The organism is Pseudaestuariivita rosea (assembly GCF_017592335.1).
Taxonomy (GTDB): Bacteria; Pseudomonadota; Alphaproteobacteria; order Rhodobacterales; family Rhodobacteraceae; genus Parasulfitobacter; species Parasulfitobacter rosea.
Genome location: NZ_JACNMP010000003.1, coordinates 134,048 through 148,237 on the forward strand (window position 1 = coordinate 134,048; position 14,190 = coordinate 148,237).

Annotated in this window: 20 protein-coding genes; 9 read left to right on the top strand and 11 right to left on the bottom strand. The window is 55.5% G+C overall.

Annotated features, from left to right (window positions below):
* Positions 1–67 precede the first annotated feature (67 nt).
* The 4 genes from ppk2 to H7848_RS03730 all read left to right on the top strand — a co-directional run bounded on the left by ppk2 (position 68) and on the right by H7848_RS03730 (position 2,729).
* On the top strand, positions 68–994 hold the full coding sequence (gene ppk2 / locus H7848_RS03715; RefSeq protein ID WP_208348078.1) for a polyphosphate kinase 2: 927 nt from the start codon (positions 68–70) through the stop codon (positions 992–994).
* A 96-nt stretch (positions 995–1,090) separates the two neighbouring features.
* Positions 1,091–1,414, top strand: a complete 324-nt coding sequence (locus H7848_RS03720; protein WP_208348079.1) for a 2Fe-2S iron-sulfur cluster-binding protein — start codon at positions 1,091–1,093, stop codon at positions 1,412–1,414.
* Entirely contained in the window at positions 1,414–2,127 is a 714-nt protein-coding gene (locus H7848_RS03725) for an FG-GAP repeat domain-containing protein (protein ID WP_237072562.1), read from the top strand. Before H7848_RS03720 ends, H7848_RS03725 begins: the two co-directional genes overlap by 1 nt.
* 143 nt (positions 2,128–2,270) lie before the next feature.
* Positions 2,271–2,729, top strand: a complete 459-nt coding sequence (locus tag H7848_RS03730) for a YHS domain-containing (seleno)protein (protein WP_208348080.1) — start codon at positions 2,271–2,273, stop codon at positions 2,727–2,729.
* Here the strand turns inward: H7848_RS03730 and pheT are convergent.
* From pheT to rpmI, 10 genes are all read right to left on the bottom strand, one after another.
* A complete protein-coding gene (pheT, locus tag H7848_RS03735; protein ID WP_208348081.1) occupies positions 2,726–5,122 on the bottom strand; it encodes a phenylalanine--tRNA ligase subunit beta in 2,397 nt (798 codons plus the stop codon). The two genes, H7848_RS03730 and pheT, sit on opposite strands and share 4 nt — an antisense overlap.
* A 77-nt stretch (positions 5,123–5,199) precedes the next feature.
* On the bottom strand, positions 5,200–5,586 hold the full coding sequence (locus H7848_RS03740) for a type II toxin-antitoxin system death-on-curing family toxin (RefSeq protein WP_208348082.1): 387 nt from the start codon (positions 5,584–5,586) through the stop codon (positions 5,200–5,202).
* On the bottom strand, positions 5,583–5,807 hold the full coding sequence (locus tag H7848_RS03745) for an AbrB/MazE/SpoVT family DNA-binding domain-containing protein (RefSeq protein WP_208348085.1): 225 nt from the start codon (positions 5,805–5,807) through the stop codon (positions 5,583–5,585). Before H7848_RS03745 ends, H7848_RS03740 begins: the two co-directional genes overlap by 4 nt.
* A gap of 117 nt (positions 5,808–5,924) precedes the next feature.
* Entirely contained in the window at positions 5,925–6,239 is a 315-nt protein-coding gene (locus H7848_RS03750; protein WP_174137632.1) for a hypothetical protein, read from the bottom strand.
* A gap of 27 nt (positions 6,240–6,266) precedes the next feature.
* Positions 6,267–6,638: a hypothetical protein gene (locus H7848_RS03755; RefSeq protein ID WP_208348088.1), complete on the bottom strand. Its 372-nt coding sequence runs from the start codon at positions 6,636–6,638 to the stop codon at positions 6,267–6,269.
* Positions 6,639–6,645: 7 nt separating this feature from the next.
* On the bottom strand, positions 6,646–7,125 hold the full coding sequence (locus H7848_RS03760) for a hypothetical protein (RefSeq protein ID WP_208348090.1): 480 nt from the start codon (positions 7,123–7,125) through the stop codon (positions 6,646–6,648).
* Between the two features lie 59 nt (positions 7,126–7,184).
* Positions 7,185–7,556, bottom strand: a complete 372-nt coding sequence (locus H7848_RS03765) for a DUF2513 domain-containing protein (protein WP_208348092.1) — start codon at positions 7,554–7,556, stop codon at positions 7,185–7,187.
* Complete coding sequence (gene pheS, locus H7848_RS03770) at positions 7,556–8,629, bottom strand: phenylalanine--tRNA ligase subunit alpha (RefSeq protein WP_208348094.1); 1,074 nt, start codon at positions 8,627–8,629, stop codon at positions 7,556–7,558. Before pheS ends, H7848_RS03765 begins: the two co-directional genes overlap by 1 nt.
* A gap of 120 nt (positions 8,630–8,749) precedes the next feature.
* Positions 8,750–9,112: a 50S ribosomal protein L20 gene (gene rplT / locus H7848_RS03775; RefSeq protein WP_208348096.1), complete on the bottom strand. Its 363-nt coding sequence runs from the start codon at positions 9,110–9,112 to the stop codon at positions 8,750–8,752.
* A 12-nt stretch (positions 9,113–9,124) separates the two neighbouring features.
* Positions 9,125–9,325 carry a 50S ribosomal protein L35 gene (gene rpmI / locus H7848_RS03780; RefSeq protein ID WP_208348098.1) on the bottom strand — a complete coding sequence of 67 codons (201 nt, stop codon included), beginning with the start codon at positions 9,323–9,325 and terminating at the stop codon, positions 9,125–9,127.
* Positions 9,326–9,695: 370 nt separating this feature from the next.
* On the opposite strand from rpmI, the gene H7848_RS03785 reads away from it, so the two are divergent.
* The 4 genes from H7848_RS03785 to H7848_RS03800 are packed head-to-tail and all read left to right on the top strand — an operon-like array spanning position 9,696 to position 12,321.
* Positions 9,696–10,199, top strand: a complete 504-nt coding sequence (locus tag H7848_RS03785) for a type III secretion system chaperone family protein (protein ID WP_208348100.1) — start codon at positions 9,696–9,698, stop codon at positions 10,197–10,199.
* A 28-nt stretch (positions 10,200–10,227) separates the two neighbouring features.
* Positions 10,228–11,040: a pyrroline-5-carboxylate reductase gene (gene proC, locus H7848_RS03790; protein WP_208348103.1), complete on the top strand. Its 813-nt coding sequence runs from the start codon at positions 10,228–10,230 to the stop codon at positions 11,038–11,040.
* The gene (locus H7848_RS03795; RefSeq protein ID WP_208348105.1) at positions 11,033–11,371 is read left to right on the top strand and encodes a tRNA-binding protein; all 339 of its coding nucleotides are present in this window, start codon (positions 11,033–11,035) and stop codon (positions 11,369–11,371) included. Before proC ends, H7848_RS03795 begins: the two co-directional genes overlap by 8 nt.
* On the top strand, positions 11,368–12,321 hold the full coding sequence (locus H7848_RS03800; RefSeq protein ID WP_208348107.1) for a 2-hydroxyacid dehydrogenase: 954 nt from the start codon (positions 11,368–11,370) through the stop codon (positions 12,319–12,321). Before H7848_RS03795 ends, H7848_RS03800 begins: the two co-directional genes overlap by 4 nt.
* A gap of 27 nt (positions 12,322–12,348) precedes the next feature.
* On the opposite strand, the gene H7848_RS03805 is transcribed toward H7848_RS03800, so the two are convergent.
* A complete protein-coding gene (locus H7848_RS03805; RefSeq protein WP_419555489.1) occupies positions 12,349–13,701 on the bottom strand; it encodes a FliI/YscN family ATPase in 1,353 nt (450 codons plus the stop codon).
* An 89-nt stretch (positions 13,702–13,790) separates the two neighbouring features.
* On the opposite strand from H7848_RS03805, the gene H7848_RS03810 reads away from it, so the two are divergent.
* Positions 13,791–14,183 (top strand): FlgB family protein, encoded by a 393-nt coding sequence (locus H7848_RS03810; RefSeq protein WP_208348110.1) that lies wholly within the window; start codon positions 13,791–13,793, stop codon positions 14,181–14,183.
* The last annotated feature ends 7 nt before the right edge of the window (positions 14,184–14,190 follow it).

Below are 14,190 nucleotides of genomic sequence, written 5' to 3' on the forward strand. Positions count from 1 at the left end.
GCGACAAGTCAAAGTAATGGGTGTCATTTTCTGTTATGGTCCCGTGATGCACCCGAAGGAGACGAAAATGACGATCGTGAATGCAAAAAAGGGCAACGGTACACTGCCAAAACCCGTTGAGGTCCAGCCCGCGAAGCCAACCATTGACGCAGTTCACGAAACCTTCGGCGATGGTATCTATCCCTATGATCAAAAATTGTCCCGTCGCAGCTATGAAGCTCAGAAAGCCAAGCTGCAGGCCGAGCTTTTGAAAGTTCAGCTTTGGGCACAGGAAACCGGTCAGAAATTCGTTCTTCTATTTGAAGGTCGTGATGCCGCGGGTAAGGGCGGTACGATCAAACGGTTTACCGAACACCTGAACCCCCGCGCTGCCCGTGTCGTGGCCTTGAACAAGCCGACAGAAGAAGAACAAGGACAGTGGTATTTTCAGCGTTATGTCAATCATTTGCCCACCCGGGGTGAAATCGTTCTGTATGATCGGTCATGGTATAACCGTGCGGGTGTGGAACGGGTCATGGGCTTTTGCCAACCGCAGGAATATCTGGAATTCATGCGTCAGACCCCGGAATTCGAACGCATGCTGGTCAGATCGGGTATCCGGCTTTACAAATACTGGTTCTCGGTCACTCGGAACGAACAGCGCGCCCGGTTTGAAAGCCGCGAAACCGATCCACTGAAGCGGTGGAAACTTAGCCCTATTGACAAGGCCAGCCTGAACAAGTGGTCCGACTACACCGAAGCGAAAGAAGCGATGTTCTTCTATACCGACACCGCCGACGCACCCTGGACTGTGATCAAATCCAACGACAAGAAACGGGCCCGCCTGAACTGCATGCAGCATTTCCTGAACAGTCTGGATTACCCTGACAAGGACCGCAAAATCGTGCGCGGGGCCGACCCTTTGATTGTCGGACGTGCAGATCAGGTCATTCACAAATCGGATCATATTCTGGGCAAATCTCTTCATCCTGCCGATCGCAAAAGCACGTCATAAAATCTGCGTCAGACCGCCAGCGTCTTGAAAAATGCGCTGGCGTGTTTTCCCAAGCTTGGCTAGGTAAAAGCGGTTAAGTTTGAAAAGAGGCGTCAGATGGCAAAAATCACCTATATCGAGCACGGCGGAAAAGAGCATGTCGTGGATGTGGCAAACGGACTGACCGTCATGGAAGGTGCCCGCGACAACAATATCCCGGGGATTGAGGCCGATTGCGGTGGCGCCTGCGCCTGTTCGACCTGCCATGTCTATGTGCGCGAGGACTGGTATGAAAAGCTGCCTGCCGTCGATCCGATGGAAGAAGATATGCTGGATTTCGCGTATGAGCCAAAGCCTGGCCAGTCGCGTTTGACCTGCCAGATCAAGGTGACCGATGACCTGGACGGGCTGGTCGTTCAGATGCCTGAAAAACAGATCTGATGTGGCGATACCTGGGTCTGCTGGTTTTATGCGCGGGCTGCGCTGTGGCCGACGTGAAAGAGGCACGGTTCACGGATCCGACAACCCGGTATGGCCACGCCATTCTGGGTGACGATATCGAATATGGTACGCTTGAGATTGATGTGGCTCAGACCGGTACAGACGCCGTGTTGCGCCATGAAACGCGCGTTCATAAGCTGCCCTTGGATCATGTCTTCGAAGATATCACACCGCGGCTTTGGGATGTCACTGGTGACGGTAAGCCAGAAGTTGTCGTCATAGAAACGGATGTCCGTCTGGGTGCACAACTTGCCATATATGACGATCGTCGCAAAATCGCCGAAACGCCCCATATCGGTCGAACAAATCGCTGGCTTGCGCCGATTGGGGCGGCTGATCTGGATGGTGACGGATATATCGAAATTGCATATATCGACCGCCCCCATCTGGCAAAAACACTGCGGGTTTGGCGGTTTAAAGATCGCGAACTTGAACCTGTTGCTGATCTGGCAGGACTGACAAACCATCGCATCGGCGAACGCGACATCGCAGGCGGCATCCGAGATTGTGGTCAGGGGCCTGAGATGATCACGGCTTCAGCAGACTGGACCGCAGTTGTAGCGACCCGATTTACAAACGGGAAACTTGTCAGCAGCCCTATTGCACCGCACCAGAACCGTGCCGATTTTGCCAAAGCGCTAAGGTGTGAATAGAAATCTCAAGTCTAAGCTCGCCCTTTATTACAGCCAGATCACGGAATGGCGGGCAGAATAACACCTCTGTGTAAAATATGGTTCGAAGATGACCGGCGTCCCATCTGACGATAAACAGAATGCCAGCAGCTTCGGAGAGACCAATGCCCATCACCCGCCGCACCATGTTGCTTTTTGCAGCAACGACACCCGTCTTGACCACCTTCGCGACCGTCGCCCGCGCCGCAACACCAACCATCTATGCCGAGGATGGCGTGGCCGTTGATGGCACCGACGTCGTGGCCTACTTCACCGAAGGCCAGCCCGTTGCGGGCAATCCTGACCTGACCCACGATTGGATGGGTGCAACCTGGCGTTTTTCGACCGAAGAAAACCGCGCGGCCTTTATCGAAAACCCTGAAAGCTTTGCCCCGCAATATGGCGGATACTGCGCTTATGCGGTCAGTGAAGGCTATACGGCGTCGACCGTACCCGAGGCCTGGCGCATTGTTGATGACAAGCTGTATCTGAACTTTTCACGCCGCGTGCAACGCCGGTGGGAACGTGACATCCCCGGCCGCATCGCAAGCGCTGATGCAAACTGGCCCGCGGTGCTGAACTAGCCGCGCAGCGTACCGCCGGTTGCCTTGGTCACCTTTTCGACGATCTTGGCGCTGACAGCTTCGATATCTTCGTCCTTCAACGTCTTATCGCGCGGCTGCAGACGAACGGTAATGGCAAGGGATTTCTTGCCTTCGCCCAAAGCACCGCCAATGAATTCGTCAAAGACGCGCACATCGTCGATCAGGCCTTTGTCGGCCCCCGCTGCCGCATTGACAAGCGTCAGTGCCTCAACATCGGCATTAACGACAAAGGCAAAGTCGCGCTCAACCGCCTGCAGGTCTGTTATCTCAAGCGCGGGACGGGTGGCCGACTTTGATCGCGGTAAGGGCACCTCGCCCGGCCAGATCGTAAACGCCATCGCGGGACCTTTGACATCCATTGCGGAAAGAACCTTGGGGTGCAGCTCGCCAAAAATGCCCAACACCTTCTTTGGCCCCAGACAAATCATGCCGTGCCGCCCCGGATGCCACCATTCCTGCGCCCCGCGCAAAATCTGCACTTTGGCGGGCGCACCAATTGCACTTAGAACCGCCTCGGCGTCGGCCTTGACATCATAAACATCAACGGCGCGCGCACTGCCGTGCACGTCTTTGGGGCCGGTGCTGCCAATCAGCAGACCTGAAACCAGCAGATGCTGTTCATCCGGCTCGCCCCCGTGGAAGGCCGGGCCGACCTCAAACAGAGCCAGATCCATGAAACCACGCGCCTGGTTGCGCGCCGCGGCCTGCAGTAAGCCCGGCAGCAGTGCGGGGCGCATATGACTCATTTCAGAGCTGATTGGGTTCGCCAGCATCGTTGCATCATCGCCACCACTGAACAGCTCGGCCGAGGCTTTGTCGATAAAGCTATAGGTGACGCATTCGTTATATCCCAAAGCCGCACAGGTCCGCCGCGCCGCCTGTTCGCGCCGCTGCATGGGCGTCAGTACGGGTTTCGGCACGCCCACCTGTGCGCGGGGCAGTGGCCGCCCCCGCAGCTTGGTCAGGGATGCAATCCGCGCGACCTCTTCGACCAAGTCCGCTTCGCCCATCACATCGGGTCGCCAGGTGGGCACATGGGCCATATCACCGTCAAGCCGGAACCCAAGCCGTTCAAGTGTGGCGCGCTGGTCTTCAGCGGGAATATCCATACCCACCAGCGACTGCACACGATCCGTATCCAGCTTATATGCGCGTGACACATCCGGGATTTCACCCGCGATAACCACGTCCGAGGCTTCGCCCCCACATAGATCAAGGATCATCCGTGTGGCATGTTCCAGCCCGTGGGGCGTCCAGGCCGGATCGATACCGCGCTCAAACCGGTAGCGCGCATCACTGTTGATCTTCAGCGCACGACCCGTCAGCGCCGTCCGCACCGGATCAAAGTAGGCGGCTTCAAGAAAGACATTTACGGTTTCTTCAGTGCAACCTGTGGGCAAACCACCCATGACACCTGCGATACTTTCAATACCGCTATCGTCTGAGATCAGCGTCATGTCGGGCTGGAATGTATACTCTTTCTCATCCAGACCAACCAGCGTTTCGCCCCCTTTTGCACGGTGCACACGCAGGTTACCCTGCACCTTGTCAGCATCAAAAACATGCAAAGGGCGATTGCGATCATAGGTAAAGAAATTCGTAATATCGACCAGCGCACTGATGGGGCGCAAACCGATGGCACGCAGAATATCCTGCAGCCACTGCGGGCTGGGGCCATTTTTCACACCGCGGATGACACGGCCATAAAATACTGGGCAAGCATCGCGGGTGTCATCATCAATCGTCACCGCGATCGGGCAAGGGAATTGACCCTGAACCGGATCAAGATCACGCGGCTTCATAGTCCCCAATCCACGCGCGGCCAGGTCTAGTGCGATCCCCCGCACCCCAAGCGCATCGGGGCGGTTGGGCGTAATCGCAATCTCGATCACCGGGTCAACCTTGGCCGGTTCATTCGCGGCCAGCCAATCGGCAAAGCTTTCGCCAACTTCTCCACTGGGCAGTTCGATGATGCCGTCGTGTTCATCCGACAGCTCCATCTCACGCTCACTGGCCATCATACCAAAGCTTTCAATGCCGCGGATCTTGCCAACACCAATGGTCGTATCAATGCCTGGCACATAGACACCGGGCTTGGCCACAACCACCGTGATCCCCTGCCGTGCGTTCGGCGCACCGCAGATGATCTGCTTGACGCCCTCATCCGTTTCCACCTGACACACCCGCAGCCGATCCGCATCGGGGTGCTTTTCGGCCTGCAACACCTTACCGATGGTGAAATCCTTCAGCTTTTCAGCGGGGTTCGAAACCTCTTCAACCTCAAGACCAAGGTCGGTCAGCGCATAAAGGATGTCGTCAAGCGAGGCTGAGGTTTCAAGATGATCCTTCAGCCAGGAAAGGGTGAATTTCATGTCCGTCTGCCCTTGGGTCCGGTGGTTCGCCGGTGGTGTTACATCAAGCGGCCGGGATGGGGAAGCCCCGATGCGGATCAGATCGGGTGCATCCCGTTCTTTAACCAGGCGGCAAACTCGGCCTCGGTCTTCTGACCGGATGCCAGATCCTCCATCATACGAACACCGGTGACAGGGTCGGGGCGAAACGCATAGCCGTTCAACCGCAGAAAGGTCACCGCGGTCACAAACGCAGTCCTCTTATTGCCATCAACAAAGGCATGCGCTTTGGCAATGCCAAACGCATAGGCCGCTGCAATATCCGCCAGTCCTGCATCCGAATATGCGGCCAGGTTCATGGCGCGACTGGCCCCCATCTCAATCAATGCCTTATCCCGCAAGCCAGAGGCCCCACCATGTCGGGCGATTTGTCTGTCGTGGATAACGATGATTGCGGCCAGCGGAACCCAGACAGGCGCGCTCAAGCCAGCGCCTGAAGCAGATCGCGGTTCTCATCCATCACGACCTCAGCCGCGGCCAGGGCTTCAGCCACTGACGGATCATGCGCCATGATTTTCAGACTGCCGTCATCGCCGCGCACAACGAACAGGGTGTCGCCCTCTTTCGCGTCCAGCATTGCCAGCATTTCGGTTGACAGGGTCATCACGGCCGAGTTTCCGACTTTTCTGATTTTTATTTCGATCATACTGCAACCTTTCCGTATATGTGGATGTATATACGATGGATTAAAGTAAATTGCAATTAGCAGGCCATTCATCATCACATCAACATGGTGAAAACAGGGTTGAGGTCTGGAAAGCAATTACGACTTAGAGCCTTTTTCGATCATCTTTGCCGTCTTTATCGCCTTTTCATGATTTAGTTTAATCTGATTACGAGCATCTAGTTTCTCAGAAACGGCCCTCATTATGGCGAAATAAGCAGCAGCCAAAAGAGATGAAAAAATAATAGTGTAAACTATGGCTAAAAACGCTGAAATGTTCATGAAAAAGATAAATAAAATAATGAAACCGATAAACAGAAGTACAAAAAACGTAGCCATGAGCGCCAAATTCGCCTTCGCTTTTTCATAAACCCAATTGTAGATAAATGCGACTAATGCGGAAAATTCATACATGGCAGGCTTATAACAAACATCACGTTTTCATGGCTTTTCAGAAGGAATATCCAAAATACTCTTGATAAGCGACCCTTTTGTCGAAAAATCAGCATACAGAACTGCAGCAATCAGACAGAGCAGAGCGATCGCTAGCCATCTCAATCGGAATAGCTGATAAAGTACCTTTGATGTTGGTGTCGCTTCCAGACTATCAACTTTGCGAACCTGCCAATTACCACCCGTTTCAATTGTTTCATAGGTCGCTTGTGATACCGAAACGGCTGTCATAGACCCCAAAAGCACTGCAAAGCCAAACAACCACAATGCAGGCGACGCATCTGTGTTCCATGCATATATTTCGGCCAACAACGCGATGATCAAAAGTCGCGATAAGAACCATAGGATGGGTTTTGCCATGCGGGTTTTACTCCGCCCCGGATATCATCGCATCAACACCCACCAGCATCGACATGGTGAAGAACAGGACCGACGTCAGGACGGTCTGCATCACGACGCGGTTGAAATAATGAACCTGTTTGATCGCCTCGATCTGCAGGGCGTGGTCGTGGGTGACGGCCTCCATTTCAAACACGTGCCGCAATTGGGGCGCGGGTTCGTAGATCAGGCAGCGCAGCAGGTAGAGGATCGAGATCGAGATCGTCGTGACCTGCGCGAACATCAGCAACAGTGCGATCCAAGTTTGCGATAGCGAAAAGATAAAGGCCGATGCCGCCAGGATAATCGCCAGCACGGCAAGAAGCGCCGAGGATTTGGCGTCAATCTCAGCCATTATCGTCCGCGCTTCGCCCACGTCCATATCCCCGATACCGACCGAGGCTTCGGCATTGATACACACCGGTCCAACCGTCAACTGCTGCGCCGAGGGGAGCAGCGTGCGGTCCATAAGACGGACCATGGCGGGGAGGGAGAATTTGGTGAGCATCTGGATAGCTTGGATTGAATTCACAGTTTCAGTCCGGTTTTATCTTCGATCTTCTTTTCTAAGAAACCTACTGCTATTTTTTTGACAATCTCTAATGTGGCGTTTCCACCTGTTTCAGCAACAGCTTTTTTAGTTTTGCTCCAAACACCTTCGTCGCGCATAGAATCCAAATAATTATGACCGGCAGCGGTCAAACGAAAGAGACCAAGATTTGCATCCTTGCCTTCGATAAGCCTCTCATCTCGCATAAGTAGAAGCTGATATCCATCTTCTGGCGAAATTTGTGACATCAAATCAATATACCCTGAATTGAAATCATCGTCTGGATCCAGTTCTGTTTCTTCCGCCATCAACAAAAGTTCACGGATCCTATCTAAATTACGCTTAGGCATTATCCACTCAGCCCCCCGTGCAGCGTTGGCTGGTCCAGGCTGCTGAACCCATAATGCCGCAGCCAGCGCAGGTCGCTGTCGAAGAATGCGCGCAGGTCGGGGATGCCGTATTTCAGCATCGCAATCCGATCGATTCCCATGCCAAAGGCAAAGCCCTGCCATTCATTGGGGTCGATATTCCCCGCCTGCAGGACCTTGGGGTGGACCATGCCGGACCCAAGGATCTCCATCCAATCGTCGCCCTCGCCAATTTTCAGCTGGCCGCCGTCCCAGGAACAACGGATGTCGACCTCGGCTGACGGTTCGGTGAAAGGGAAATGCGACGCGCGGAAGCGCAGTTCGACGTTGTCGACTTCGAAAAACGCGCGGCAGAATTCCTCAAGCACCCATTTCAGGTTGGCCATGCTGATGTCTTTGTCGATCGCTAACCCCTCGACCTGATGGAACATGGGCGTGTGGGTCTGGTCGTAATCCGCACGGTACACACGGCCCGGGCAGATGATGCGCAGGGGCGCGCCCTGATCTTGCATACTGCGAATTTGCACGGGGCTGGTGTGCGTGCGCAGAACGTGTGGCGGGCGGTTGTCGCCGTCGGCCCGGTGCATATAGAACGTGTCCATTTCGGCCCGCGCGGGGTGGTGGCCGGGGATGTTCAGCGCATCAAAGTTGTACCAATCAGATTCGATCTGCGGGCCCTCGGCAACGGCAAAGCCCATATCGGCGAAAATCACCGTGGCTTCTTCCCACACCTGGCTGATCGGGTGGATCGTGCCCTGACGGCGGGGGCGGCCCGGCAGCGTGACATCCAGCCATTCGGTGCGCAAACGTTCATCCAGTGCGGCGTCGGCCAGCCCTGCTTTCTTGGCCGCCAGGGCGCTGTTGATTTCGTCCTTCAGCGCGTTCAGCTTGGGGCCAACGGTCTGACGTTCCTCAGCGGTCATCTTGCCCAACTCGCGCATTTTCAGACTGATTTCGCCCTTTTTCCCGACGGCTTGCACACGCAGATCTTCCAGCGCGGCTTCATCGGCAGCACCGGAAATGGCGGCTAGATACTTGTCCCTCAGATCGTCCATCGGACCCCTCCAATATGCGTTGCCGTTCTGCTAGCGACTGACCGCCGCAAGTGCAAGACCGGCAAAAGAAAAGCCGCGCAACCCGGTGGCGCGCGGCTTTGCATTCAAAATTCAGACAGCTTACGCCAGCGCGGCTTTCGCTTGATCGACGATTGCGCCAAAGGCATCAGGTTCGTTCACAGCCAGATCGGCCAGAACCTTGCGGTCAACCTCGATCCCGGCCAGCGACAGACCGTTGATGAAGCGCGAATATGTCAGCGCCTCGTCATGGGACCGGACAGCAGCATTGATACGCTGAATCCATAGCGCGCGGAAGGTGCGCTTGCGGTTCTTGCGGTCGCGGGTTGCATATTGGTTGGCTTTATCGACAGCCTGACGCGCCACCTTGAACGTGTTCTTGCGACGGCCGTAATAGCCTTTCGCAGCGTCGGTGACTTTCTTGTGACGGGCGTGGGTTGTGGTTCCACCTTTTACACGTGACATCTGAAATCCTCCTTAGCGCGCATAGGGCATCATCGACTTGACGATTTTCTCGTCAGGGGCCGACAGTACGGTTGTTCCACGCGCATCGCGGATGAACTTGTTCGAACGCTTGATCATGCCGTGGCGTTTGCCCGCCTGACCAGCTTTCACGCGGCCCTTGGCCGTCACTTTGAACCGCTTCTTGCAGCTCGATTTCGTCTTCATCTTGGGCATTTCCGTCTCCTGTATCTTTTCAACGGTTCAAGCGCGACTCGGCATGCCACTTTGGCCGCTCGCGCAGATCAGAGGCGCCTGTTAAGACAGCGCGCGGCCCAATGCAAGTATATTATTAGCAAAAACAGTTGTTTCATTGACATCATTGTTCCGAAAATACTCGCGCCGCAGGCATTAAACCCGCCCATTCTTGTAGCTGGAAACAAGCTGTCCACAACTTATTGCGGTTTTAGCCAAAATATCACTTTACAGATCGCAGAACAGGTATCACCATATTTGGTAAGGGCGGCGGAATGAACCACCGCACCTAGAGCAGGCACCTAGCGCTTGGGGCACTGCCGGCTGCAAGCGCCAACCAAGAGAGGCCACCATGGCACTTTCTGAGCAGTATCTGGAAACAGAAGACCTTCATCCCATTGATATTGTTGAACATATCGCAGAGCACTACGATTGGGATTTTGACAGGATCGCCGACGATCAGATCGCAATGGCTGTTGAGGGGCAGTGGCGGACATATTCGGTCACACTGGCCTGGTGTGCCCATGACGAAACGCTGCGGCTGATCTGTACCTTTGAAATGGAGCCGCCGGAAAACCGGATGGCAGCGCTTTATGAAACGCTCAACAGTATAAATGACACATGTTGGGCAGGGTCATTTACGTATTGGGCCGCGCAGAAGTTGATGGTGTATCGTTATGGTCTGATTTTGGCGGGCGGTCAGATTGCCAGCCCCGAACAGATCGATACGGCCATAAACACAGCCGTTCTGTCGGCGGAACGCTTCTATCCCGCGCTGCAGCTGGCCACATGGGGCGAACAGCCGGTCGAGCATGCGATGCAAGTCGCCATTGCAGAGGCCTACGGTCGCGCATAACGTCACCCCTGAAAATGGAGGGGTGGGTATGGACCTGGACACTATCAATAGCCGCGGGCTGCTCCTTTTGGGTTGCGGGAAAATGGGATCGGCGCTGTTATCGGGTTGGCTGAACCAGGGCATTAACGCGAATGCAGTTTGGGTTTTGGAACCTTATCCATCCGAATGGCTGCAATCCCAATCCGTTCATCTTAATACAGAATTACCAGACGCACCCGCTGTTGTTCTGATAGCGGTCAAACCTCAGATGATGGGTGACGCCCTGCCCCGTCTGCAAAGCTACGGCAATGGTGAAACGCTCTTTATCTCGGTAGCGGCGGGTGTGACCCTTGGCCATTACGAAGATGTAATTGGGGCTGCCACGCCCATCATTCGTGCAATGCCCAACACACCGGCCGCCATCGGTCAGGGCATCACTCCCTATTGCACAAATCAAAGCGCTAGGGGGTATGCAGCCCTGGCAGAGCACCTTTTGCAAGCCGTGGGCCAGACTGTGCAATTGTCTGATGAAGGTCAGATTGACGCTGTTACGGGTGTTTCGGGATCAGGTCCGGCTTATGTGTTTCACCTGATCGAAACCCTGGCCAAGGCGGGCGTGGCACAAGGGCTGCCGGCTGATCTGTCCTTGCAGCTGGCCAAGGCTACCGTCGCTGGCGCGGGTGCTTTGGCGATGCAGTCTGATGAAACACCCGAACAGTTGCGAATCAATGTGACTAGCCGAAACGGTACAACGCAGGCCGCTCTTGAGGTACTGATGGACGCTGAAACCGGCTTTCCCCCCCTTTTGGGTCGTGCGGTGAAGGCCGCTGTGGATCGGTCAAAGGAACTTGCAAATGGCTGAGATCAGTTTTGACGATTTCCTGAAAGTTGACATTCGCGTGGGTCAGATCACCCGCGCCGAACCTTTCCCCGAGGCGCGCAAGCCCGCCATCAAGCTGTGGATCGATTTCGGGGATGAAATTGGTGAAAAGAAAAGCTCGGCCCAGATCACTGCGCATTACACGCCCGACGAATTGATCGGCAAACGCGCTATCGCCGTGGTCAACTTCCCCCCGCGTCAGATCGGCAAGTTCATGTCTGAGGTGCTGGTTCTGGGTGTACCCGATGCCGAAAACGAAGTCGTTCTGCTGCGCCCTGATCTGGATGTACCTATCGGGGGACGGATGTATTGACCCGCCTGCTTGTCACGCGACATCTGCCCGATGATGTTTTGAATGCGATCCCAGATGCCTTTGATGTCACCGTTCGGGAAAACCAAACCCCGATGGACTGTACCGAGGCCGCGCAGGCGCTGCAGACCTATGATGCGATCTTGCCAACGCTTGGCGATGATTTCGGGGCCGAGACATTTCGCACGCCTGATATCACCTGCCGGATACTCGCCAACTTCGGTGTCGGCTATAACCACATTGATGTAGCGGCCGCAGAACAGGCCGGTGTTGCTGTCACCAACACGCCCGGAGCAGTCACCGACGCCACAGCGGATATTGCGCTGACGCTGATGTTGATGAGCTGCCGTCGCGCTGGCGAAGGCGAAAGACTGGTCCGCGCTGGCGAGTGGAGCGGGTGGCACCCGACCCAGATGCTGGGCCTGCATATGTCTGGCAAAGTGCTGGGGATCATCGGGATGGGTCGGATCGGTCAAGCCATCGCAAAGCGCGCGCATCTTGGTTTTGGAATGCAGGTTGTGTTTTTCAACCGCTCGCCGAAACCTGATGCGATTGGTCAGCAAATGGCGGAGATAGATGATGTTCTGAAAAAGGCTGACATCGTGGTTATCGCGGTCCCTGCCACCCCGGAAACGCATCACCTTATCAGCGCAGCGCAGTTGGCGGCGATGAAGCCCACGGGCCATCTGATCAACGTCGCCCGTGGTGACATCGTAGATCAGTCCGCCCTGATCACGGCCCTAAAAACCGGTCAAATCGCAGGGGCAGGTTTGGACGTTTACGAATTTGAACCCGAGGTGCCAGACGACCTGCGCCAGATGGAAAACGTCGTCTTGCTGCCCCATCTTGGGACAGCAGCACTTGAGGTCAGGATACAGATGGGCTTGATGGCGGTTGAAAACCTAGCCGCATATCTGGCCGGTGATCCGCTACCAAACAAAGTATTTCCGTAACCTGATCTACCGTTGCGAAACCTCTTACTAAGCGTCCACCTCATCATCTGACTGAGGGAAAAGGGCCATGCGCCCCATGATTTGGGCCAGCCGATAGAAACTGGCGCGCGTGTCGGTGTCTTCATGCTCGGCCAGGAAGGCATCAAGTTGGGGCCAAAGCCGGATGGCACGATCAAGTTCGGGGTCCGAGCCCGCTGCATAAAGACCGGCTTTGATCATCATTTCGGACCGTTGATAGGTCCCAAGCAGCTTGCGAAATTCTTCGATGATCTGGTTTTCCTCGGGCGTTGCAGCATGGGGCAGGCTTCGTGATACGGATCGTAGCAAATCAATCGCGGGGAAGCGGCCGCGTTCTGCGATTTCACGATCCAACACAATGTGGCCATCCAGCACACCGCGCGTGATGTCGGCAATGGGTTCATCCATATCCGACCCCGCGACCAGAACGCTAAGGACGGCGGTGATATCGCCCTGCCCCTCTTCCCCCGGACCTGCGCGTTCGCAAAGGGACATGATCGCCTGAGATGTTGACGCCGGATAACCACGCAGCGACGCGTTTTCACCGCAGGCCAGGGCGATTTCGCGGTGCGCTTCGGCAAAGCGCGTGATCGAGTCCGCCAGCAGCAGCACGTTATTGCCCTGATCGCGGAAATGTTCAGCAACCGACATAGCGGCCCAGGCACAGCGACGACGGACCAGCGGCGACCGGTCAGAGGTGGCGGCGATGACAACACTGCGCTTCATACCCTCGGGCCCAAGGACCTTATGAATGAATTCGCCCACCTCGCGCCCCCGTTCACCGATCAGGGCGATGACAACAACATCAGCCTGAAGACCGCGCGCCAGTTGCGACAACAGCGTGGATTTGCCCACGCCGGATCCCGCAAAAAGACCGATTCGCTGACCGGCGACAATCGGCAGCATTGTATTGAATGCCGCTAACCCGGTTTCCAGCCGGTCGCCCAAGGGACGCCTGCGCGTGGGTTCGGGTGGCGCAGCACGCAGGGTCCGCGCGGCAGGTCCACGCATCAGCGGCCGTCCGTCCAACGGCTTGCCAAAAGGATCAATCACCCGACCGATCCAACCATCATGCGGCGCAAGCGCAACCTGACCGTCCAGAATCGCCTGATCGCCAATAGAAAGCCCCACCGGATCATGGTCAGGTAGAATCGAAAGGTGACTTGCAGTCATGCGCAGAACCTCGCCCGAGATCGCGCCGTCTGCTGTCTTAAGTGAGACCTGATCCCCGAGTCGCCCGATATCGGAAAGACCTTCGATTTCGACCACTCCACCATAAACCCCTGAAACATAACCGATTCTACGGGCAGGCGTTAAAGCCCCGATCTCAGCTTTCAGACAATTTAAATCAATTCGTTCCACGGGACGCTCCAAAATCGGGTCATTGAAACCCTTTATTAAGGGACTCACCGTTAAGCCTTCGTTGAAATCTGATCGAGGGAGAAGCCCCGGTGTTTGAAAATCTGAAAGTCTTTCAGATGGCCCATGCGATGGCCCAACATGCAAGCGCGCGACAGAACATCGTCGCCCAGAACATAGCGAATGCTGACACGCCCGGTTATCGTGCGCGTGATATCACGCCCTTTGCGGAACAGTTCGCAGCGACCGCGCCCATGGCCCAGCAAAAGGCAACCCGCGCAGGGCACTTGCACGGCGACAGCCCCTTGCCTGGCCACCGCACTGTATTGGCCGAAGATCAAAGCAACCTCTCCCCAAATGGCAACTCTGTTTCGATCGAGCATGAGATGTTTCGGTCCATCGAGACCAAGCGGCAGCACGACCGCGCGATTATGATCTACAAAAGCGGGCTGAATGTTCTGCACAGCACCATTGGCCGTCAGTAAAGGGTTT

Coding starts and splice junctions, on each gene's coding strand:
- ppk2 (WP_208348078.1), top strand. CDS start 68: ATGACGATCGTGAATGCAAAAAAGGGCAACGGTACACTGCCAAAACCC.
- H7848_RS03720 (WP_208348079.1), top strand. CDS start 1,091: ATGGCAAAAATCACCTATATCGAGCACGGCGGAAAAGAGCATGTCGTG.
- H7848_RS03725 (WP_237072562.1), top strand. CDS start 1,414: ATGTGGCGATACCTGGGTCTGCTGGTTTTATGCGCGGGCTGCGCTGTG.
- H7848_RS03730 (WP_208348080.1), top strand. CDS start 2,271: ATGCCCATCACCCGCCGCACCATGTTGCTTTTTGCAGCAACGACACCC.
- pheT (WP_208348081.1), bottom strand. CDS start 5,122: ATGAAATTCACCCTTTCCTGGCTGAAGGATCATCTTGAAACCTCAGCC.
- H7848_RS03745 (WP_208348085.1), bottom strand. CDS start 5,807: ATGATCGAAATAAAAATCAGAAAAGTCGGAAACTCGGCCGTGATGACC.
- H7848_RS03750 (WP_174137632.1), bottom strand. CDS start 6,239: ATGTATGAATTTTCCGCATTAGTCGCATTTATCTACAATTGGGTTTAT.
- H7848_RS03755 (WP_208348088.1), bottom strand. CDS start 6,638: ATGGCAAAACCCATCCTATGGTTCTTATCGCGACTTTTGATCATCGCG.
- H7848_RS03760 (WP_208348090.1), bottom strand. CDS start 7,125: ATGGACCGCACGCTGCTCCCCTCGGCGCAGCAGTTGACGGTTGGACCG.
- H7848_RS03765 (WP_208348092.1), bottom strand. CDS start 7,556: ATGCCTAAGCGTAATTTAGATAGGATCCGTGAACTTTTGTTGATGGCG.
- pheS (WP_208348094.1), bottom strand. CDS start 8,629: ATGGACGATCTGAGGGACAAGTATCTAGCCGCCATTTCCGGTGCTGCC.
- rplT (WP_208348096.1), bottom strand. CDS start 9,112: ATGTCACGTGTAAAAGGTGGAACCACAACCCACGCCCGTCACAAGAAA.
- rpmI (WP_208348098.1), bottom strand. CDS start 9,325: ATGCCCAAGATGAAGACGAAATCGAGCTGCAAGAAGCGGTTCAAAGTG.
- H7848_RS03785 (WP_208348100.1), top strand. CDS start 9,696: ATGGCACTTTCTGAGCAGTATCTGGAAACAGAAGACCTTCATCCCATT.
- proC (WP_208348103.1), top strand. CDS start 10,228: ATGGACCTGGACACTATCAATAGCCGCGGGCTGCTCCTTTTGGGTTGC.
- H7848_RS03795 (WP_208348105.1), top strand. CDS start 11,033: ATGGCTGAGATCAGTTTTGACGATTTCCTGAAAGTTGACATTCGCGTG.